Here is a 20,336-nt window from a genome sequence, read left to right on the forward strand (position 1 = left end):
TTCACGACGTCCCTCCCCCGGCTCGAAGGAGCGCCAGATGTCGACCCCCACCCGCTGGGCCGTGCTCGGTCCAGGTGGCATCGCCCACCGGTTCGCCTCCCAGCTGCCCTTCGCCGACGCCCGGCTCGTCGCCGTCGGCGGCTCCCCCACGGCCGGCGGCCAGGAGCGGGCGCGCGCCTTCGCCGAGGAGTTCGCCGCCCTGTCCGACGGGGGGGCGTTCGTCGGCGACTACGACGCCGTCCTGGCCCGCGACGACGTCGACGCCGTCTACGTCAGCACCGTCCACGTCACGCACGCCCGCCTGGCCCTGGCCGCGATCCGCGCCGGCAAGCACGTGCTGTGCGAGAAGCCGTTCGCCCCGAACAACGGCAGCGTGATGGCCGTCGTCGACGCGGCCCGCGCCTCCGACGTGCACGTCCTCGAGGCGTACATGTACGCCCACCACCCCCAGACGCAGAAGCTCCTCGAGCTGGTGCGCGAGGGCGCGATCGGCACCGTCCAGCACGTCGACGCGAGCTTCGCCTTCGCCACGGGCGCCAAGCAGGGACGCCTCTACGACGCCGACCTCGCCGGTGGCGGCATCCTGGACGTCGGTGGCTACCCCGTCTCCGCGGCGTACCTCGTGGCGAGCGCGGCGCTCGGCCGCCCCGCGGCGGTCCAGGAGTTCTCCGCGCAGGGCACGGTCGGCGAGACCGGCGTCGACGAGTGGGCGACCGCGTCCCTCACGTTCGCCGGGGGCGTCACGGCGGCCGTCCGCACGGGCGTCGCCCTGTCCGACCCGCAGACCATCACGGTCTACGGTTCGGCCGGCCGGATCCACCTGCCCGACCCGTGGACGATCCTCGGCGACACCCGGGTCGTGCTCACCCGCCCGGGCGCCGAACCGGAGGAGTTCGCGTTCGACCCCGAGCTGCCCGAGAACAAGGCGTACGCCCTGGAGGCGAAGGCGCTCGTCGGCGACGGCACCCCCGCGTTCACCCTCGACGACACCCTCGCCGTGAACGCCGTGCTGGACCGCTGGCGTGCCGAGATCGGGCTGCGCTACCCGTTCGAGACCGACACCGCGGACATCCCGACCGTGTCGGGGCTTCCGCTGCGGCGGACCGAACCCACGGCCATGCAGTACGGCCGCATCCCCGGTCTGGACCGCGAGGTGTCGCGCCTGGTCATGGGCTGCGACAACCAGCCCGACCTCGCGCACGCCTCGGCCATCTGGGACGCGTTCGTCGAGGCCGGCGGGAACACGTTCGACACCGCGTGGCTCTACGGCTCGGGCAAGTACGAGAAGCTGCTCGGCCGGTGGATGGCCAACCGCGGCAACCGCGACGACCTGAACGTCATCGTCAAGGGCTGCCACACGCCGCACTGCGACCCCGAGTCCCTCACCCGCCAGCTCTTCGAGTCCTTCGAGCGGCAGGGCCACGAGCACGCGGACATCTACATGATGCACCGCGACAACGAGGACGTCCCCGTGGGCGAGTTCGTCGACGTCCTCGACGAGCACGCCTCGGCCGGGCGCATCACGGTGTACGGCGGCTCGAACTGGTCGACCGCCCGCGTGGACGAGGCCAACGAGTACGCGCGCAAGAACGGCAAGCGGCCGTTCTCGGTGCTGTCCAACCACTTCGGCCTCGCCGAGGCGTACGACGTGCCGTGGGCGGGCTGCCGCCACGTGACCGACCCCGAGTCCAAGCAGTGGCTCGCCGAGCGCGAGATCGCCCTGCTGCCGTGGAGCTCGCAGGCGCGGGGGTTCTTCGCCCGCGCCAACCCGGACGACCGCAGCGACGCCGAGCTGGTGCGCTGCTACTACTCCGACGCGAACTTCGAGCGCAAGGCCCGCGCCGAGAAGCTGGGTCGCGAACTCGGCGTCCCGGCCACGGCCATCGCGCTGGCGTTCGTGCTGGCCCAGCCGTTCCAGGTGTTCGCGCTGTTCGGCCCCCGCACGATCGCCGAGGCGCGCTCGTCGATGACCGGTCTCGGCGTCGAGCTCGACGAGCAGCAGGTGGCCTGGCTGGACCTGCGCGAGGGGTGAACCGCAGCGCCCGGCCGGCGCGGGCGACGATCGTGGACGTCGCCCGCGCCGCCGGGGTCTCCCGGCAGACCGTCACCCGGGCGGTCAACGACATGCCCGGCATCAACCCCGTGACGCGCGAACGGGTCCTCGCCGCCGTCCGGGAACTGAACTACCACCCGTCGCGGTTCGGGCGCGGGCTCGTCAAACCCTCGGCCCGCACCCTGGGGCTGGTCGTGGGCGACCTCACGAACCCGTACTACGCCGACCTCGCCGCCACCGTGCTGCGGCTCGCGGCCGAGCGCGGGTGGAACGTCGTCATGGCCGAACCCGGGTCCGTGGCCGACCTCGTCGGCGCCGCGGACGCCGTCGTCGGCTTCACGGGCCTGGCGTTGGAACCCCCCGGAGCCGGGGCCCCCAACCTGCCCGTCGTGGAGATCGACCCGCCCCGCGTCCACCCGGGCCACGGGCGCATCGAGTTCGAGCGCCGCACCGCCACACGGGACGCCGTGCGGCACCTGCTGGAGCGCGGAACCCGGCGGCCGGTCGTGCTCGACACGGCGTCCCGGTCCTCCCGCGGCCGGACGTTCCTCGAGGCCTTCGGCGAGGAGGGGGTCGACGCCGTCGTCGCCGACCGCGACACCCCCTGGCCGGAACTGGCCCCTCTCGACCCCGACGCGCTGGTCGCGTTCAACGACCTCGACGGCTTCCGGCTCCTGCGCGAACTGGAGGCGCACGGAACCGGTGTGCCCGGGGACGTGCGGGTCGTCGGCGTCGACGGCCTCGCGCTCGGCGACTTCGTCACCCCGCGCCTGTCGACGCTGGCCATCGACCTCGCCGAGGTGGGGCGGGCCGCCCTCGACCTCGTCGTCGAGCTGTCCGGAGGTCCGGCGGCGAACCTCACCCGGGTGGTCCCGCACCGGTTCGTGGTGCGCGACTCGACCTGACCCCGCGACCCGGGGGGACGTCAGACGCGCTGCGCCAGGGCCCGCAGCCGGGTCCGCACCTCGTGCTCGTGCCAGCCCAGACGCCCCTGCGACCAGGTCGGCGCCGGCAGGGCACCCCGGCCCACGAGGGCGTGCAGGGTCGCCACGTCGACGTCGTAGCGGTGGCTGACCTGGAGCAGGGTGAGCTTGTCGACCGGGGCGTCCACAGGGGGTCCGTTCTCGGGGGGAGGTGGGGGAGGCAAACGTCACGACTGTACCGGCAGGGCCCGTGCCAGCGGGACGCCAGCGCGAGCCGGCCGGCGCCAGCCGTCCGCCAGCGCCGGACGCGAGGGTCCTGCCATGACCTCCTACGCGATCGAGGCCGAGGGCCTGCGCAAGCGCTTCGGCACCACCCAGGCGCTCGACGGCGTCTCGTTCCAGGTGCCGGCCGGGCGGGTGCTCGGCGTCCTCGGACCCAACGGCGCCGGGAAGACCACCGCGGTCCGCATCCTCGCCACCCTCCTGCGCCCCGACGAGGGGACCGCCCGCATCGGGGGCCTCGACGTCGTGCGCGACGCGGCCCGGGTGCGCCGCACCATCGGCCTCACCGGCCAGTACGCCTCCGTCGACGAGGACCTCACGGGGATGCAGAACCTGCTCCTCATCGGCACGCTCCTGGACCTGTCCCGCCGCGACGCCCGACACCGCGCCACGGAACTCCTGGAGTGGTTCGACCTGGCCGACGCCGCCTCCCGCCCCGCGGGCACCTACTCCGGCGGCATGCGCCGTCGCCTGGACCTCGCCGCCTCGCTCGTCGGACGGCCCGCGGTGGTGTTCCTCGACGAACCCACGACGGGGCTCGACCCCGCCAAGCGCGACGCCATGTGGGACGTCGTGCGCACCCTCGTCGGCGAGGGGTCCACCGTGCTGCTGACGACCCAGTACCTGGAGGAGGCCGACCAGCTGGCCGACGAGATCACCGTCATCGACCACGGCCGCGTCATCGCGCACGACACCCCCGGCGGCCTGAAGCGGCAGGCGGGGAACCGCACGCTGACCGTCGTGCCGCTCGACGCGTCGGACGGACCCGTGGTGCGCAGCCTGCTCGCCGCCGTGTCCGGCGAGGAACCCCAGCCGCTGCCCGACGGAGGTTTCTCGGCCCCCGTGCCCGACGAGCGCGCCCTGGCGGCGACGGTGTCGACGCTGGCCGACCGCGGCGTCGCCGTGAGCGAACTGTCGCTGCACCTGCCAACCCTCGACGAGGTGTTCGCCACCCTCACCCAGACCCCCAGCACGAAGGAGTTCGCGGCATGAGCACCGTCCTCGACCGCACCGTCCCCACCGGCACGACCACCCCGGCCGCGGGACCGTTCCGCTCCTTGCGGCACGCCGGCGCCCTCGCGGTCCGCAACCTCCTCAAGACCGTCCGGACGCCCGAGGCGCTCATCGACGTGACGATCCAGCCGATCATCTTCCTGCTGCTGTTCACCTACATCTTCGGTGGCGCCCTCGGCGGCGGGGACCGCTCGACCTACCTGCAGTACCTGCTGCCCGGGATCCTGGCCCAGTCGATCTCGCTGGCGGGTGTCTCGCTGGGGCAGAACCTGAACAGCGACATCCAGAAGGGCGTGTTCGACCGGTTCCGGTCGCTGCCCATCGCCCGTTCCGCTCCCCTGGTCGGCGCGGTGCTGGCGGACGTCGTGCGCTACCTCATCCTGTTCGCCGTCATCATGACGGCCGCCACGGTCATGGGTTTCCGCGTGCAGACCGGGTTCTGGCCCACGCTCGCGGCGCTCGGCGTCTCGATGGCGTTCGCCCTGTCGTTCTGCTGGATCTCGGTGTACGTCGGGCTGCTCGTCCGCACGCCCGGCGCCGTGCAGGGGTTGATGTTCCTGCTCGTGATGCCCCTCAGCTTCGGCAGCAACGTCTTCGTGGACACGGCGAGCATGCCCGGGTGGTTGCAGCACTTCGTCCACGTCAACCCGATCACGCACCTCGTCGGGGTCGTCCGCGGGTTGATGCTCGGCGGTCCCGTGGCCGGCGACCTCGCGTGGACCGGCGGTTGGATCGCGGTGTTCCTCGCGGTGTTCGTCCCGCTGGCCCTGCGCGCCTACAACCGCCGCGCCTGACCGGTGGCCACCGCGGCCCGGAGTCCGGCGACGGCAGCCCCCCGGTCCAGGCCCCGGGCGGCGGTGTAGGCCGCCCCCAGCGCCGGGGACGGGTCGGCGTCGAGAACGGCGCGGAGGCGGGCGACCTCGGGTTCGGTCGGGTCCTCGGCGCCGCGCAGGTTCGCGGCGGTGCCGAGGACCCGCGCGGCCCCCAGGGGGTCTCCCTCCTGCAGCCGCCAGCGCGCGACCGCCACGGCCACCATCGCGACGATGGGCATGTCGTGGGTCCCGAGGGCCAGGTCGACGGCCTCCGCGAGCACCGCGACGACCCGGTCGCGGCCCTGCTCCCCGCACTCCAGCAGGACGTGGGCCGCGGCCGCCAGCAGCCCGGCCCGTTCGTGCTCCCAGACACCGTTCCCGCCGCGGTCGGCGAGGTCGGCGAGCTGCCGGTCGACGAGGGCTCGCGCCTCCTCCCCCCGGCCCTGGCGGCGCAGCGAGGCGACCTGCGCGAGGACCAGCCACGTGCGGGTGGTCGTCGACGCCGCCCCCGACGCGGCCTCCATGCGCCGCAGCTCCACCGCCGCCTCCTCCTGCGCGCCGCGCCGCTGCAGGACGTCGACGAGCCGCATCCGCAGCTGCACCCCGTCGTCGGCGTTGCCGAAGGGCGCCACGAGGTCACCGGCCTCGCGGTAGCGCCGCTCGGCCTCGTCGAGGTCACCCGTGAGGACGGCGTGCTGCGCCAGCAGCCGCAGGGCGCCGGCCCGGCCCCAGCTCTCCCCCGCCGCGGCGAAACCCTCGACCGACCGGCCCGCGTGGTGCGCCATCGCGGCGACGTCGCCGTCGTTCTCCGCGCCGGCCGCGCACATGAGGTGCACGAGGGCGGTGAGCCAGGGGTCCGACGGCGGTTCGGCGAGGAACGGCTGCACCCGGAGATCGCGCGCCACGTCGAACCAGACGCCCTCCGCCTCGACGCTGAAGCGGTCGAGGAAGACGGCCAGCAGCACCGACAGCGGGTCAGCGCCGGCGGCCCCCGGAGCGCCCAGCGCCCGGTGCAGGTCCTGCATCCGCGTCCGGCCGGCCTCCCACTCGCCCTGTCCCTCCATGAGCCCGTTGACGACGTCGAGCCCTTCGCCGACGAGGTCGAGGGTGGTGCCCGAGGGGCCGGCCGACCGGGCCACCGTCGTCCACTCCCGCACCGCGGCGTGCCGGCCGAGGGCCGACCACCACAGGGCGACGGGGACGGTCATCCGCAGCGCCCGTTCCGCCCGGCCGGCCGCGGCGAGGTGGCGCAGGGCCGCCAGGAGGTCGTCGGCCTCGGCGTCCAGCCGCTGCGACCACGTCAGCTGGGCGGGACCGCGCAGACCCGACGCCGCGCCGGCCGCGGCGCCCTCCGCCCACCGCGTCCGCGCCTCCAGCACGGCCTCGACCTGTCCCGAGGCGGCCAGTCGCTCGGCGCCGTACTCCCGGATCGTCTCCAGCAGCGCGTACCGGGCGACGGGCCCGGGACGCAGCTGCAGCAACGACTTCTCGACGAGCGACCCCAGGAGGTCGGCCACCGTCAGCTCGTCGCCGAGGTCGGCGGCGACGGCGGCCGCGGCCTGCACCGACACCGGGGCGTGGAACACCGACAACCGCTGCAGGAGGGTCTTCTCGTCGGCCTCCAGCAGGTCCCAGCTCCAGTCGACGACGGCGCGCAGCGTGCGGTGCCGGGCGACGGCCGTGCGGCGGCCGCCGGTGAGCAGCCGGAACCGGTCGGACAACCGGGCCAGGAGGTCGGCCGGGGTCATCGTCCGCAGTCGCGCCGCGGCGAGCTCCAGGGCCAGCGGCAACCCGTCGAGCCGGCCCACGACCTGCTCCACGACCGCCCGGACGGCCGGGTCCACCGCGGAGAAACCCGGCGCGACGGCGGCCGCCCGGTCGGTGAACAGCTGCAGCGCCGCCGGTCCCGGCAACGGACCGAGCGGGTGGAGCACCTCGCCCTCCACCACGAGCGCCTCGCGGGACGTGGTCAGGACGACGAGCCCGGGGCAGGCGTGCAGGAGGTCCTCGACGAGGTGCGCCACGTCGTCGAGGACGTGCTCGCAGTTGTCGAGGACGAGGACCGTCCGTGCGGGGCCGAGGGCCGCCACGACGCGGGAGCGCTGGTCCACGTCCGCCACGGGGCGCCGGTCGCGGCCGGTGTCGCGGGCGCCGACCGCCGCGGCCACCGCCCCCAGGACGTCGATCCCCTCCGCCACCGGGGCGAGCGCGACGGCCACCACCGCGGTCCCCGCCGCGGTGAGGGCCGCGCCGACCTCCGTGGACAACCGCGTCTTGCCCGCTCCCCCGGGCCCCACGACCGTGACGCAGCGGACCTCCCCCAGGAGGCGGCGGACGCGGGCGACGTCGTCCTGGCGTCCCACGAACGACGTCAGCGGCCGCGCCGGCTGGGGTCCCGCGACGGGGTCCCGGTCCGGTCCGGGGCCGGTGTCCCCCGCGGCCAGCGCGACGCGGTGGGCGTCGCGCAACCCTGCCGAGGGGTCCGTCCCGAACTCCTCGGCGAGCAACCGCCGCGTCCCCTCGTAGGCCGCCAGGGCCTCGGCCGGTCGCCCCTCGGCGGCCAGGACGCGCACGAGCAGTTCGGCGAACCGCTCCCGCACCGGGTGCGCGCGCAGGAGCTGCTCCAGCTCGGCGGCCAGCCCGTCCGTGCGCCCCAGCGCGAGCCGCGCCGCCGCCCGGTCCGCGACCGCCTCCAGCCGTGACTCCTCCAGGCGCACGGCGTCCGGCGCCGCGGCGATCTCGGTCAGCGGTCCGCGCCACCGGACCAGGGCGGCGTCCAGCACGGCTGCGGCCCGGTCGGGTCGGCCGGCGCGCAGCTCCGCGTGGCCCTGCGCGAAGGCGGCCTCGACCTCGGGGACGTCGACGGTGACGCCGTGCAGGGCGTACCCGGCGGGGCCGGCCTCCACGGTCGCAGCCGCCCCCAGCGTCCGCCGCAGCCGGGACACGAGGGACTGCAGCGCGCCGGGTCCCGTCGGTCCGCCACCGGACCAGAGCAGGTCCTCCAGGACGCCGGTGGGCACGGGCCGGCCCGCGCGGAGGGCCAGTTCGGCCAGCAGTAGGCGCAGCCGCGCCCCTGCCACCGTCACCTCGGTGCCGTCGGCGGCCTCGACCCGCAGGGGGCCGAGCAGCTCGATCCGCAGGGGCGCGGACGCGGGCAGGGGGACGGACACGGGCACAGCCTGCCACCGCACCCGCCGGTGCACGGTCCGTCAGTAGACGTCGCGCACGTACCGCCCCGCCGCGGCCATGGCCTGCACGTGCGCGGCGGCCGCGTCCGGCGCCATCCCCCCGTGCTCGGCGACCACGTCCCGCAGGGCCCGGTCCACGTCCCGGGCCATCCGCGCGGCGTCGCCGCACACGTAGAGGTGGGCGCCCTCGTCGATCCACCGCCACAACTCCCGGCCCTGCCGGCGCATCCGGTCCTGGACGTAGACCTTCTCCGGCTGGTCGCGGGAGAACGCCAGGCTCAGGCGCGTGAGGGACCCGTCCTCGCGCCAGGCCTCGAACTCCTCGCGGTAGTACCAGTCGGTCGCCGAACTGCGCTCGCCGAAGAACAGCCAGTTCCGGCCGCCCCCACCGTGGGCGCGGCGCTCCTGGAGGAATCCCCGGAACGGTGCGACGCCCGTCCCCGGGCCGACCATGACGACGGGCACGCTGGGATCGGCCGGGGGCCGGAAGGCCGGGCTGGGCTGCACGAACACCCGCAGGTCCTGCCCGTCGGCGCGGTCGGCCAGGAACGAGGAGCAGACCCCGTGCCGGACGGGGTCGCCGAACCGGACGACCGACACCGTCAGCTGCACCTCGTCGGGGTGGGCCTCCGGCGCCGAGGAGATCGAGTACTGCCGCGGCTGCAGGGGCCGGAGGAGGTTGCGCCACTCGACGGGTTCGGCCCGCACCGGGAACGCCCGCAGCACGTCCGCCGTCTGCCGTCCCCAGCACCAGTCGGCGGTGAGTCCGGGTTCGCGCGAGTGCCGGCCGACGAAGTCCAGCAGGGCCGCCGAGGGACGGGTGACGTCGAGGTCCGCGAGGTCCTCGGGGGCGTTCCCGGTCAGCCGTGCCACCTCCTCCACGACGCGCGGATCGTTGACGGGCCAGATCCCCAGGGCGTCCCCGGCCCGGTAGGCCAGCCCCTCGTCACGGCGGATCCCGATCTGCCGCACCTCCTTCGAGGACCCCGGCCGGTTCAACCGGACGTTGCGGACCAGGCGGGTCCGGTAGGGGTTCCGACGGGTCGGCCGGTCGGACGCCACCCGCGGTGCGGGCACCACCGGCCGGTCGGCCAGCAGGTGCAGGACCCGGGTGCTCCAGTCCTCCGCGCGCTCGACCTGGTCGGGTTCGCAGTCCACGCGCGGCAGCAGCCGGGTGGCGCCGAGTTCGGCGAACCGCTCGTCGAGGCGGCGGCCGTGGCCGCAGAAGTCGGCGTAGGAGGAGTCACCGAACGCCAGCACCGCGAACCGGCGGTCCTCCAGCCGCGGGGCGTCCGGCGCGGACACGCTCGCCCAGAACGCGGCCCCGTTGTCGGGTGGGCCGCCGTCCCCGAACGTGCTGGCGACGAGCAGCGTCGTCGGCGCCAGCCGGGCCGGGTCGGCGCGGTCCATGCCCACCGCCCCGGCGCGGACGCCGGAGGCGACGAGGGCGGCCGCGGTGGACCGGGCGTGCTCGGCCGCCCCGCCGGTCTGGGAGGCGTACAGGACGAGCACGTCGAGGTCGTCCTCCGCGTCGTCCTCCGCCTCGGGGGCCGTCACCGGCGCCGCCGCCACCGAGACCCGTCGCAACGCCACCGCGCAGACCTTGAACTCCGGCTGCAGGCTGTCCGGATCGACCGCGTCGTGCGTCACGGCGTTGACGGCGACGTCCTCGCCGAAGGTGTCGTTCCAGTGGAACGGCGCGAAGCAGCAGCCGGGCAGGACCCGGTCGGTGACGACGGCGGGCAGCACGACCCGGCCCCGCCGCGACCGCACCTCCACGCCGTCGCCCTCGGCGATGCCGAGCCGTTCGGCGTCCTGAGGGTGCACCTCGACGAACGGCCCGGGGTTCAGCGCCTCCAGCTTCGGCACCTTCCCCGTCTTGGTGCGGGTGTGCCACTGGTGCTGGACGCGGCCGGTGCCCAGCACGAACGGGTGCTCGTCGTCGGGCAGTTCGGCGGCGGGCACGAAGGGCCGGGGCCAGAACACCGCACGGCCGTCCGGCGTCGGGAACCGGAACCCGTCACCCTCGCGGTACCGGACCGGGTTGCGTGCCGGACCGTCCGGCGCGGCGGGCCACTGCACCGGTCCGGACCGCAGCCGGTCGTGGTCGACGCCCCGCAGGTCGTACCCCGTCCGAGGGTTGGAGAACCTCCGCACCTCCTCGAACACCTCGGCGGCGCTGGAGAACGCGAAGTCCGCGGCGAACCCCATGCGCTGGGCGACCCCGGCGACGAGCGCCCAGTCCGGCCGGGCGTCGCCGACGGGGTCGACGGCCTGGGGCAGCAGGGTCATGGTGCGTTCGGAGTTCACCGCCACCTGGTCCGACTCCGCCCACAGCGCCGCGGGCAGCAGGACGTCGGCGAACGGCGTCGTCTCGGTGTCGGCGAAGGCGTCCTGGACCACGACGAATTCGCAGCGCTGCAACGCCTCGACGACGACGGAACGGTTCGCGACGGAGGCGACGGGGTTCGTGCAGACGATCCAGCAGGCCTTGACCTCCCCCGCCGCCATCCGCCGGAACAGGTCGATCGTGCCGGACCCGGCGTCGGGCCGCAGGGTGCCCGCCGGCAGACCCCACCGCTCCTCGACGAAGGCGCGGTCGTCGGGGTCCAGCGCCGTCCGTTGACCGGGCAACCCCGGTCCCATGTACCCCATCTCCCGGCCGCCCATGGCGTTCGGCTGACCGGTGAGGGAGAACGGGCCGCTGCCCGGGCGGCCGATCGCGCCCGTCGCCAGGTGCAGGTTCACGAGGGCGTTGGTGTTCCACGTCCCGTGCACGCTCTGGTTCAGCCCCATCGTCCAGCAGCTCATCCAGTTCCCCGCGCCGGCGATGAGCTCGGCGGCCCGGCGCAGGTCCGCCTCGGGGATCCCGGTGATCTGCGCCACCCGGGCCGGCGGGTGGTCGGCGACGACCCCGGCCATGCCCTCCCAGCCGCGCGTGCTGGACCGCACGAACTCCTCGTCCACCGCGCCGGCCTCGACGAGCAGGTGCAGCAGCCCGTTCAGCAGAGCGAGGTCGGTGCCGGGCCGCACGGGCAGGTGCAGGTCCGCGGCGTCGGCCGTCGGGGTGCGCCGGGGGTCGACGACGACGAGCTTGGCCCCCGCCCGGACCCGCTCCATCATCCGCAGGAAGAGGATCGGGTGGCAGTCGGCCATGTTGGAGCCGATGACGAGGAACACGTCGGCGTGGTCGAAGTCGTCGTAGGACCCCGGGGGCCCGTCGGCCCCGAGGGACTGCTTGTAGCCCGTGCCCGCGCTGGCCATGCACAGGCGTGAGTTCGACTCGATCTGGTTGGTCCCCCAGAAGCCCTTCACGAGCTTGTTGGCCAGGTACTGCGCCTCCAGCGACATCTGCCCCGAGACGTAGACGGCGACGGAGTCCGGCCCGTGCTCGGCGATCGTGGCGGCGAAGCGGTCCGCGACCCGGTCCAGCGCCTCGTCGAGGGGCACGTCCCGCGGAGCCCCGCCCCGCTCGTCGCGCACGGCGGCCCGTTCGAGCCGGCCGGGCGCGGTCATGAAGGCCGCGCTGGTCGCGCCCTTGGTGCACAGCCGCCCCCGGTTGACGGGGTGCTCGCGGTCGCCCGTGACCCCCGCCAGGGTGCGCCGGCCGGTGACCGGGTCCGTCGCCACGTCGAGGACGACGCCGCAGCCGACGCCGCAGTAGGAGCAGGCGCTGCGCACGGAGGTCGGGGCGGGAGCCGTCACGGGAGCAGTAGAGCGGGGCGCGGTTGCCGACCCGTTTCCCTCGTGTTGCCGCCGTGGTGCGTCCTCCTCACAGCCCCTCCCCGTGGGCGTGAGGACAACGTGACGCACCCGCAACGGCACGCGCCACTGCCCGCAACACGACGCCCCTAGCGTCGCCGTCATGACCCTGGACACCCGCACCATCCCGGCTCCCCGGTCCGGCCGCTGGGTCGACGACCACGACCCCGAGGACGTCCGGCAGTGGGAGTCGACCGGCCGCCGACGGGCCCAGCGCAACCTGTGGCTGTCGATCTTCGCCGAGTTCCTCGGCTTCTCCGTCTGGCAGTTGTGGACCATCGTCACGCCGTCGCTGAACAGCGCGGGGTTCGCCCTCACCGCCGACCAGATGTTCTGGCTCATCGCCGTGCCGAACCTCGTCGGGGCGACGCTGCGCTTCCCCTACACGTTCGCGGTCCCCCGCTTCGGCGGCCGCAACTGGACCGTCGTCTCGGCCCTGCTGCTGCTCGTCCCCTGCATCGGCCTCGCCGTCGTGGTGCAGAACCCGGGCACGCCGTTCTGGGTCATGGTCCTCGTGGCGGCCACGGCCGGCGTCGGGGGCGGCAACTTCGCCAGCAGCATGGCGAACATCTCGTTCTTCTACCCCGAGCGGGAGAAGGGCGCGGCGCTCGGCCTCAACGCGGCGGGCGGGAACCTCGGGGTCGCCGTCGTGCAGCTGGTGATCCCCGTGGTGGTCGTCGTCGGCGGCGGGTTGGCGCTGGACCGGGCCGGGCTCGTGGTCGTCCCGCTGGCGGTGCTCGCGGCGGTCCTGGCCTGGCGGTCCATGGACAACCTGTCCACCGCCAAGGCCGACCTCGCCGGATACGCGGCCGCGGTCCGGAACAAGCACACGTGGATCGTGTCGTTCCTCTACATCGGGACGTTCGGGTCGTTCATCGGCTACGCCGGGGTGTTCCCGCTGCTCATCAAGCAGCAGTTCCCCGAGATCGGTTTCTCCTGGGGTTTCGTCGGCCTGCCGCAGGTCCCGCTCACGCTGGCCTTCCTCGGGGCGCTCGTCGGATCGCTCGCCCGACCCACGGGCGGCCGGCTGGCCGACCGCTGGTCCGGCGCCGACGTCGGCGTCGCGGCCTACGCCGTCATGGCCCTGGGGGCGCTGGGGGTCATCGCCTCCCTGGCCGCCGGCAGCTTCGCCGGGTTCTTCGCCTGCTTCCTCCTCCTGTTCGTCGCCAGCGGGGTCGGCAACGGCGCGGTCTACCGGATGATCCCGGCGATCTTCCGGGCGGGCATCGACGTGGCCGCCGATCCGCAGCGCCTCGTCCTGGCCAAGCGCCAGGCCGCCGCCTGCATCGGCATCGCCTCCGGCATCGGGGCCTACGGCGGGTTCATCATCCCCCGGGTGTTCGCCGAGTCGCTCAAGACCGGTTCCCTGCAGCCCGCCCTGCTGGCGTTCGTCGGGTTCTACGTCGTCTGCGCGGTCGTCACGGTCGCGGTCTACAAGGTCGGCAGCGCCCAGCGCTTCGCCGGCACCCGGATCTGAGGAGGACACCGTGACCGACACCACCCAGCGCACCGCGCAGAGCGTCACCGTCCCCGCCCCCCGGGGGCACCGCCGTCGCCTGGTCGTCGTCGGCAACGGCATGGCCGGCATCCGTGCCGTCGAGGAGGTCCTCGAACGCGGCGGCGCGGGGTCCTTCGACGTCACCGTCTTCGGCGACGAACCGTACGGGAACTACAACAGGATCATGCTGTCCCACGTGCTGTCCGGGGAGGAGGCCGAGGAGGGCATCGTCCTGAACCCCTTGTCCTGGTACGAGGAGAACGGCATCGACCTGCGCGCCGGGGTGCGCGTGGACCACGTCGACCACGCCGCCCGCGTCGTGCACGACGCCGCCGGTGGCCGCACGCCCTACGACACCCTCCTGATCGCCACGGGCTCCACGCCGTTCTTCCCCCCGATGGAGGGTCTGCACCGCGGTGACGGTTCCCTGCTCGAGGGGGTGTTCGCGTTCCGCACGCTCGACGACGCCCGGGCGCTGCTGGAGAACGCCCGCACGCACCGGCGCGCGGTCGTCATCGGCGGCGGGCTGCTGGGCCTCGAGGCGGCGCACGGGCTCGTGACGCACGGCCTCGAGGTCGACCTCGTGCACTCCCCGCCGCACCTCATGAACCAGCAGCTCGGTTCCGACGCCGGCCGGGTTCTGCGGCGCAAGGTCGAGCAGCTGGGCATCCGCGTCCACACGGGCGTGCGGACGCGGGGACTGCTGGGCACCGACCGCGTGAACGGCGTGGAACTGCCGGACGGCACCGTCCTGGCCGCGGACTTCGTGGTGGTCGCGGCCGGCATCCGGCCCAACGTCGAGGTGGGTGTGAGCGCGGGCCTCGACATCGACCGCGGGATCCTCGTCGACGACCGCATGCGCACCAGCGCCGAGGACGTCTACGCCGTCGGCGAGTGCGTCCAGCACCGCGGCCAGACCTACGGCCTCGTGGCCCCGCTGTGGGACCAGGCGAGCGTGCTGGCCGACCACCTCACCGGTGCGGCGCCGGACGCGGAGTACCACGGGTCCCGCACGTCGACGAAGCTCAAGGTCGCCGGCGTCGACGTGGTGGCGATGGGCCTGTCCGGCCCCGAGCGCGACGAGGACGAGTTCGTCGTGTTCTCCGAACCGCACCGCGGTGTCTACCTCAACGCCGTGGTCCGCGACGACCGGCTCGTGGGGGCCACCCTCCTCGGGGACGTCCGCAAGGCGGCCGTCCTCGCCCAGCACTACGACCTCGGCACACCGCTGCCGGAGGAACGGACCCGGCTGCTCCTCGACCTCGGAGAGGTCCAGGAGGGCGCCGGCGCCGGTGACCTCGCCGACCTCGACGACGCGGTCCAGGTCTGCCACTGCAACGGCGTCACGAAGGGCCGCATCGTCGGTGCCGTCGCGGACGGGTGCACGTCGACGACCGCGGTGATGGGCCGGACCAAGGCCGGCAAGGGGTGCGGGTCCTGCAAGGACCTCGTCGAGCGCATCACCGAGTGGGCCGCCGGCGGGAACCTCACGGTCGACGAGACGGTCGGCTGGTACGTCCCGGGCGTTCCGCTGGCCAAGCCGGAACTCATGGCGGCGATCCGCGAACGCGGCCTGAAGTCCGTGTCGGCGGTGTTCCGCGAACTGGCGCCGGGCGGCGTCGAGGACGCGAAGTCGAAGATGGGCCTGACCTCGCTGCTGCGGATGATGTGGCCCGAGGGGATCGTCGAGGAACGCGACGGGCGGTACGTCAACGACCGCGTCCACGCGAACATCCAGCGCGACGGCACGTTCTCGGTCGTGCCGCAGATGAAGGGCGGGGTCACCACCGCCGACCAGCTCCGGACGATCGCCGACGTCGCGGACAAGTACGACGTCGGGATGATCAAGGTGACGGGCGGGCAGCGGATCGACCTCCTGGGCGTGCCGAAGGAGGACCTGCCCAAGGTGTGGGCGGACCTCGGGATGCCGTCGGGGTACGCGTACGGCAAGAGCTTCCGGACCGTGAAGACCTGCGTCGGGACGGACTTCTGCCGGTTCGGCCTCGGCGACTCCACCCAGCTCGGCATCGACCTCGAAACCCGGTACCAGGGCGTCGAGGCACCGGCCAAGCTCAAGCTCGGCGTCGTGGGCTGCCCCCGGAACTGCGCCGAGGCCTACGTCAAGGACGTCGGCGTCGTGGCGGTCGGATCAGGTCGCTGGGAGATCTACGTGGGCGGCGCCGCCGGGGCCACCGTCCGCAAGGGCGACCTGCTGACCACGGTCACCTCGCCGGAGGAGGTCGTCACGCTCGTCGGCCGGTTCATCCAGTTCTACCGGGAGTGGGGGAACTGGCTGGAACGCACCTACGAGTTCGTCCCGCGCCTCGGGATCGAACGCGTGCGGGCCGTCCTGGTCGACGACTCCGACGGCATGGCCGCCGGGCTGGACGAGCGCATGCAGACCACCGTCGAGAACTACCGCGACCCCTGGCAGGAAGGCGCCGAGCCCGTGACCACCGGACAGTTCCGTCCCGCCCTCCCCCTCGGCATGCCGACGGTGCGCCCCTCGCAGGTGGGGTCGTGAACGCCCCGGCCGACGTCCTGCGGGACGTGTGCCGCGTCGAGGACCTGCCCGTCGGGGAGGGCCGCACGTACGTGGTCGAGGGCGAGCAGGTCGCACTGTTCCGGCACCGCAGCGGCCGTGTCAGCGCGGTCCAGGCCGCCTGCCCGCACGCCGGTGGACCGCTGGCCGACGGGCAGGTGGACGAGTCCGTCGTCATCTGTCCCCTGCACCTGACGGCCTTCGACCTCGCCACGGGCGAGGCGACGGGGGGCGGCGAGGGCACGATCGCGGTGCATCCTTGTCGGGTCGAGGCCGGCGTGGTCAGGGTGGGCGTCGATGTCCGCTGAGAGAGGGGTTCCGGTGGCACCGCTGTACCCCCTGCACCTCGACGTCACGGGCCGGCGCGTCCTCGTCGCCGGCGGTGGGCCGGTCGCGGCGCGGCGGGCCCGGGACCTCGTGGAGGCCGGCGCCGACGTCCTGGTCGTCGCCCCGGCCGTGTGCGAGGACCTGCGCGACCTGCTGCCCCTCCTGACGTGGCAGGCACGTGAGGTGGACCCGGCCGACGTCGCCGACGTCTGGCTCGTCCACACCGCCACGGGCGACCCCGCCGCCGACGCCGCCGTCGCCGCGGCCGCCGACGCCCTGCACGTGTGGTGCGTCGTCGCGGCGGAGGCGGCCGCCGGCAGCGCTTGGACGCCCGTCGTCGTGCGGCGGGACGTGGGCGGGGCGGCGGTCACCGTCTCGGCCACCGCCGGCGGGGACCCCCGGCGCGCCACCGGGTTGCGCGAGGCGCTGTCGCGCTGGCTGGACTCCGGCGCCGCTCCCCTGCGCCGCCGCCGCCCCGGTCGGGGTCGCGTGACCCTCGTCGGCGGTGGGCCGGGCGAGGTGGACCTGCTGACGCTGCGCGGCCGCCGCCGGCTCGCCGAGGCGGACGTCGTCGTCGTGGACCGGCTCGCCCCCACGGCCGTGCTCGACGACCTCGACCCCGACGTGGTGGTCGTCGACGTCGGCAAGACCCCCGACCACCACCCCGTCCCGCAGGACGAGATCAACCGGCTGCTCGTCGAGCACGCGCAGGCGGGCCGGCACGTCGTGCGCCTCAAGGGCGGCGACCCCTACGTGCTCGGCCGTGGCGGCGAGGAGGTCCTCGCCTGCCGCGCCGCCGGCGTGGACGTCGAGGTGGTGCCGGGCGTCACGAGCGCCTTCGCCGTGCCCGCGGCAGCGGGGATCCCCGTGACCCACCGCGGCCTGTCCCGCTCGGTCACGGTCGTCAGCGGCCACGAGGACGTCGACGCGGCCGCGCTGGCCGCGCTCGACGGGACCCTGGTGCTCCTCATGGGCGTGACCATGCTGCCGCGCACCGCCGACGGCCTCCTCGCGGCCGGCAAGGCCCCGGACACCCCCGTCGCGATCGTCGAGAACGGCTGGCGCGCAGGGCAACGCACCACCCGGGGCACGCTGGCCGACATCGCGGTCCGGGCCGCGCAGGCCGGTGTCCGCAACCCGGCGGTCATCGTCGTGGGCGCGGTCGCCGCGCTGGAGGGCCTCGCGGACACCGTGGGAGAGGTGACGGGGACGACGACGGTCGCCTACCGTCCGCACTCGTGACGGAACTCCTGGGCGTGACGATCGGCATCACCAGCGACCGCCGCTCGGGCGACATGATCGCCACCTTCGAACGCAAGGGTGCGCGCGTGCTGCACGCCCCGACCATGCGCATCGTCCCGCTGACCGAGGACGACCAGCTGCTGGCGGACACCCGGGACGTCATCGCCGACCCCCCGGACGTCGTCCTGGTGACGACGGGGATCGGCCTGCGGGGCTGGGTGGAGGCCGCGGACGCCGCCGGCCTCGCCGGACCGCTGCTGGAGACCATGGGGCGGGCCCGTGTCGTGGCTCGCGGCCCCAAGGCCACGGGTGTCATCCGCGCCAACGGGTTGCGGGAGGCCTGGTCCGCGGCCTCGGAGCAGACCGCGGAGGCCGTGGAGCGGCTCGTGGCGGACGGCGTCGACGGCTGCTCGGTCGTCGTGCAGCTGCACGGGGCCGCCGACGAGCACCAGCTCGCCCCGCTCGTCGCCGCCGGCGCCCGCGTGCGGGGGGTGTCGGTGTACCGGTGGCTGCCGCCCGCGGACCCCGACGCCGTCGACCGGCTCGTCGACCTCGTCGCCGAGCGGGCCCTCGACGCGGTGACGTTCACGAGCGCCCCCGGCGCGGTCGCGCTGCTCGAGGTAGCGCAGCGGCGGGGCCGGCACGACGAGCTCGTCGCGGCCTTCGCCGACGGTGTTGTCGCGTGCGCCGTCGGGGACGTGACCGCGGAACCGTTGCGGGCCGTGGGGATCGAGCCACTGGTCCCGGACCGGTGGCGATTGGGGGCCCTGCTGCGGACGCTGACGGCGCACCTGGCCGAGAACCCGGTGGCCGACGTGTCCACCGTGCAGGGACGGCTGGTGGTGCGGGCGCAGACCGCGGTCCTCGACGGTGTCCTGCTGGAACTGGCCCCCGGTCCGCGGGCCCTGCTGCGCCGGCTCGCCGAGGCCCGCGGCGCCGTGCTGAGCCGGGAGGACCTCCTGCCGGCACTGCCCGGGGCGGCCGACGTCCACGCCGTCGAGGTGACGATCGGCAGGCTGCGCGCCGCGCTGCCGGACGCCTCGCTCGTCCGCACCGTCGTCAAGCGCGGCTACCGGTTGGAGACGACCCCGTGACCGACTCCGTGGAGGACCCCGTGCTCATTGCCTGCTCGCACGGGACCCGTTCCGTCGCAGGGCAGCAGGTCGTCGACGCCCTGCGCGACGCCGTCCGGGCCGCCCGGCCGGGACTGGTGGTGGAGGGCGCGCAGGTCGACGTCCACGGCCCGTACCTGGCCGACGTGGTGGACCGCGTCTGCCGGGGCCGGGACGCCGTCGTCGTCCCGCTGCTGCTGTCCAGCGGCTACCACGTGCGGGTCGACATCGCGCAGGCCCTCGAGCGGGGCGGTGGCCGCGCGGTCGCGGCGCCCGCGCTCGGACCGGGTCCGGAGGTCGTCGAGATCCTGCTCGAACGGCTGGGCTCCTTCGACGGGTCGGTGGTCCTCGCGGCCGCCGGGTCGTCGGACGCGCGGGCCCAGGCCGACGTCGAGGCGGCCGTGGGACTGCTCGGCGGAGCGCTGGGGCGGCCCGTGACGTCGGGGTTCCTGTCCGCGCAGGAACCCTCGGTCGCGGACGCCGTCGCCGAGGCCGGCCCGGGACCCGTGGCCGTCGTGAGCTACCTGCTGGCGCCCGGGGTGTTCTCGGCGCGCCTCGCGTCCGTCGGGGCGGACGTCGTCACCGAACCCCTCGGCGTGCACCCCGGTCTCGTCGACCTCGTGCTGGCCCGCTACGACGCGACCGTGCGGGACACCACGTTCGCGAGGTCCTCCCCCGCCACCAGCCGCGCCACCTGAGCGCGCAGCAGCGCCACCATCCGCGGCCGGAAGGCCGTGGAGTTCCCGCCGACGTGCGGGGTGACGACGACGCCGGGCAGCGACCACAACGGGTGGTCGGCCGGGAGGGGTTCGGGGTCGGTGACGTCGAGGGCGGCCCTGATCCGCCCGTCCCGCAACGCCTCCACGAGGGCCCCGGTGTCCACGACGGGACCGCGGGCCACGTTGACGAGCAGCGCTCCGTCCGGCATCGCGGCGAGGAACTCCGCGCCCACCAGACCATGCGTGCGGTCGGTCAGCGGGCAGGCGAGGACCACGACGTCGTGCGCGGGCAGCAGGTCGGGGAGTTCCTCGACCGCGTGGACCCGGACGCCGTCCTGGACGCGCGCGCGGGTGCCGACGGCCGTGACGGAGCACTCGAACGGGGCGAGGCGGGCGGCGACGGCGCGGCCGACCCCGCCCCAGCCGACGACGAGGACGCAGCGGTCGGCCAGGGAGGTGCGCCGGGAGGGCTTCCACTCCCCCGACGCCATCGAGCGGACGTCCTCGTCCAGGCCGCGCAGCGACAGGACCGCCAGCCCCACCGCGAGCTCGGCCGTCGACGTCTCGTGGACACCGGAGGCGTTGCACAGCAGCACGTCGGAGGGCAGCTGCTCGGGGACGCCGTCGTAGCCGATGGTCAGCAGCTGGACCGCGCGGACGCCGTCGGGCAGCGCCGAGACGTCCGGGGTCGCGACGTAGGGCGGGACCACGAGGGTCGGCGCCGGGTCGGGAGCCGGGCCCGTGCCGTCCCAGACGACGACCTCGGCGCCGTCGAGGGGGCCGAGGGCCCGGGCCCAGGACTCGGAGGGGACGCTCACCACGACGTGCTCGCTCACGCGGGCACGCTAGCCGCATCCGGGTG

Annotated in this window: 14 protein-coding genes; 10 read left to right on the forward strand and 4 right to left on the reverse strand. The window is 74.7% G+C overall.

Annotation, left to right across the window (positions count from 1 at the left end):
- Positions 1 to 37 precede the first annotated feature (37 nt).
- Entirely contained in the window at positions 38 to 2,032 is a 1,995-nt protein-coding gene (locus ACFEMC_RS12965) for an aldo/keto reductase (RefSeq protein WP_380170014.1), read from the forward strand.
- Positions 2,029 to 2,958 (forward strand): LacI family DNA-binding transcriptional regulator, encoded by a 930-nt coding sequence (locus ACFEMC_RS12970; protein ID WP_380170015.1) that lies wholly within the window; start codon positions 2,029 to 2,031, stop codon positions 2,956 to 2,958. The genes ACFEMC_RS12965 and ACFEMC_RS12970 overlap by 4 nt, the downstream gene beginning before the upstream one ends.
- A 20-nt stretch (positions 2,959 to 2,978) precedes the next feature.
- Here ACFEMC_RS12970 and ACFEMC_RS12975 read toward each other — a convergent pair whose 3' ends face one another.
- The gene (locus tag ACFEMC_RS12975) at positions 2,979 to 3,164 is read right to left on the reverse strand and encodes a hypothetical protein (RefSeq protein WP_380170016.1); all 186 of its coding nucleotides are present in this window, start codon (positions 3,162 to 3,164) and stop codon (positions 2,979 to 2,981) included.
- 133 nt (positions 3,165 to 3,297) lie between these two features.
- Between ACFEMC_RS12975 and ACFEMC_RS12980 the strand changes: the two genes are divergently transcribed.
- Together ACFEMC_RS12980 and ACFEMC_RS12985 are read left to right on the forward strand one after the other, a co-directional pair.
- Complete coding sequence (locus ACFEMC_RS12980) at positions 3,298 to 4,251, forward strand: ATP-binding cassette domain-containing protein (protein WP_380170017.1); 954 nt, start codon at positions 3,298 to 3,300, stop codon at positions 4,249 to 4,251.
- Positions 4,248 to 5,066 (forward strand): ABC transporter permease, encoded by an 819-nt coding sequence (locus ACFEMC_RS12985; protein WP_380170018.1) that lies wholly within the window; start codon positions 4,248 to 4,250, stop codon positions 5,064 to 5,066. Before ACFEMC_RS12980 ends, ACFEMC_RS12985 begins: the two co-directional genes overlap by 4 nt.
- On the opposite strand, the gene ACFEMC_RS12990 is transcribed toward ACFEMC_RS12985, so the two are convergent.
- Positions 5,048 to 8,254, reverse strand: a complete 3,207-nt coding sequence (locus tag ACFEMC_RS12990; protein WP_380170019.1) for an ATP-binding protein — start codon at positions 8,252 to 8,254, stop codon at positions 5,048 to 5,050. The genes ACFEMC_RS12985 and ACFEMC_RS12990 overlap by 19 nt on opposite strands.
- 39 nt (positions 8,255 to 8,293) lie before the next feature.
- Positions 8,294 to 11,977, reverse strand: a complete 3,684-nt coding sequence (locus tag ACFEMC_RS12995; RefSeq protein WP_380170020.1) for a molybdopterin-dependent oxidoreductase — start codon at positions 11,975 to 11,977, stop codon at positions 8,294 to 8,296.
- Between the two features lie 160 nt (positions 11,978 to 12,137).
- Here ACFEMC_RS12995 and ACFEMC_RS13000 point away from each other — a divergent pair, with 160 nt between their 5' ends.
- The 6 genes from ACFEMC_RS13000 to ACFEMC_RS13025 are packed head-to-tail and all read left to right on the forward strand — an operon-like array spanning position 12,138 to position 19,453.
- A complete protein-coding gene (locus ACFEMC_RS13000) occupies positions 12,138 to 13,511 on the forward strand; it encodes an MFS transporter (protein ID WP_380170021.1) in 1,374 nt (457 codons plus the stop codon).
- A 10-nt stretch (positions 13,512 to 13,521) separates the two neighbouring features.
- On the forward strand, positions 13,522 to 16,056 hold the full coding sequence (nirB, locus tag ACFEMC_RS13005; protein ID WP_380170022.1) for a nitrite reductase large subunit NirB: 2,535 nt from the start codon (positions 13,522 to 13,524) through the stop codon (positions 16,054 to 16,056).
- Positions 16,053 to 16,382, forward strand: coding sequence for a Rieske (2Fe-2S) protein (locus ACFEMC_RS13010; RefSeq protein WP_380170023.1), 330 nt, complete (start codon positions 16,053 to 16,055; stop codon positions 16,380 to 16,382). Before nirB ends, ACFEMC_RS13010 begins: the two co-directional genes overlap by 4 nt.
- Positions 16,372 to 17,643 carry a uroporphyrinogen-III C-methyltransferase gene (gene cobA / locus ACFEMC_RS13015; protein ID WP_380170024.1) on the forward strand — a complete coding sequence of 424 codons (1,272 nt, stop codon included), beginning with the start codon at positions 16,372 to 16,374 and terminating at the stop codon, positions 17,641 to 17,643. Before ACFEMC_RS13010 ends, cobA begins: the two co-directional genes overlap by 11 nt.
- The gene (locus ACFEMC_RS13020) at positions 17,640 to 18,737 is read left to right on the forward strand and encodes a uroporphyrinogen-III synthase (protein ID WP_380170025.1); all 1,098 of its coding nucleotides are present in this window, start codon (positions 17,640 to 17,642) and stop codon (positions 18,735 to 18,737) included. The genes cobA and ACFEMC_RS13020 overlap by 4 nt, the downstream gene beginning before the upstream one ends.
- Positions 18,734 to 19,453, forward strand: a complete 720-nt coding sequence (locus ACFEMC_RS13025) for a sirohydrochlorin chelatase (protein ID WP_380170026.1) — start codon at positions 18,734 to 18,736, stop codon at positions 19,451 to 19,453. The genes ACFEMC_RS13020 and ACFEMC_RS13025 overlap by 4 nt, the downstream gene beginning before the upstream one ends.
- Here the strand turns inward: ACFEMC_RS13025 and ACFEMC_RS13030 are convergent.
- Positions 19,387 to 20,310, reverse strand: coding sequence for a 2-hydroxyacid dehydrogenase (locus ACFEMC_RS13030; protein WP_380170027.1), 924 nt, complete (start codon positions 20,308 to 20,310; stop codon positions 19,387 to 19,389). The two genes, ACFEMC_RS13025 and ACFEMC_RS13030, sit on opposite strands and share 67 nt — an antisense overlap.
- Between the last annotated feature and the right edge of the window lie 26 nt (positions 20,311 to 20,336).

This window comes from Kineococcus sp. DHX-1 (assembly GCF_042473625.1).
Lineage (GTDB): Bacteria > Actinomycetota > Actinomycetes > Actinomycetales > Kineococcaceae > Kineococcus.

Coding starts and splice junctions, on each gene's coding strand:
- ACFEMC_RS12965 (WP_380170014.1), top strand. CDS start 38: ATGTCGACCCCCACCCGCTGGGCCGTGCTCGGTCCAGGTGGCATCGCC.
- ACFEMC_RS12980 (WP_380170017.1), top strand. CDS start 3,298: ATGACCTCCTACGCGATCGAGGCCGAGGGCCTGCGCAAGCGCTTCGGC.
- ACFEMC_RS12985 (WP_380170018.1), top strand. CDS start 4,248: ATGAGCACCGTCCTCGACCGCACCGTCCCCACCGGCACGACCACCCCG.
- ACFEMC_RS13000 (WP_380170021.1), top strand. CDS start 12,138: ATGACCCTGGACACCCGCACCATCCCGGCTCCCCGGTCCGGCCGCTGG.
- cobA (WP_380170024.1), top strand. CDS start 16,372: ATGTCCGCTGAGAGAGGGGTTCCGGTGGCACCGCTGTACCCCCTGCAC.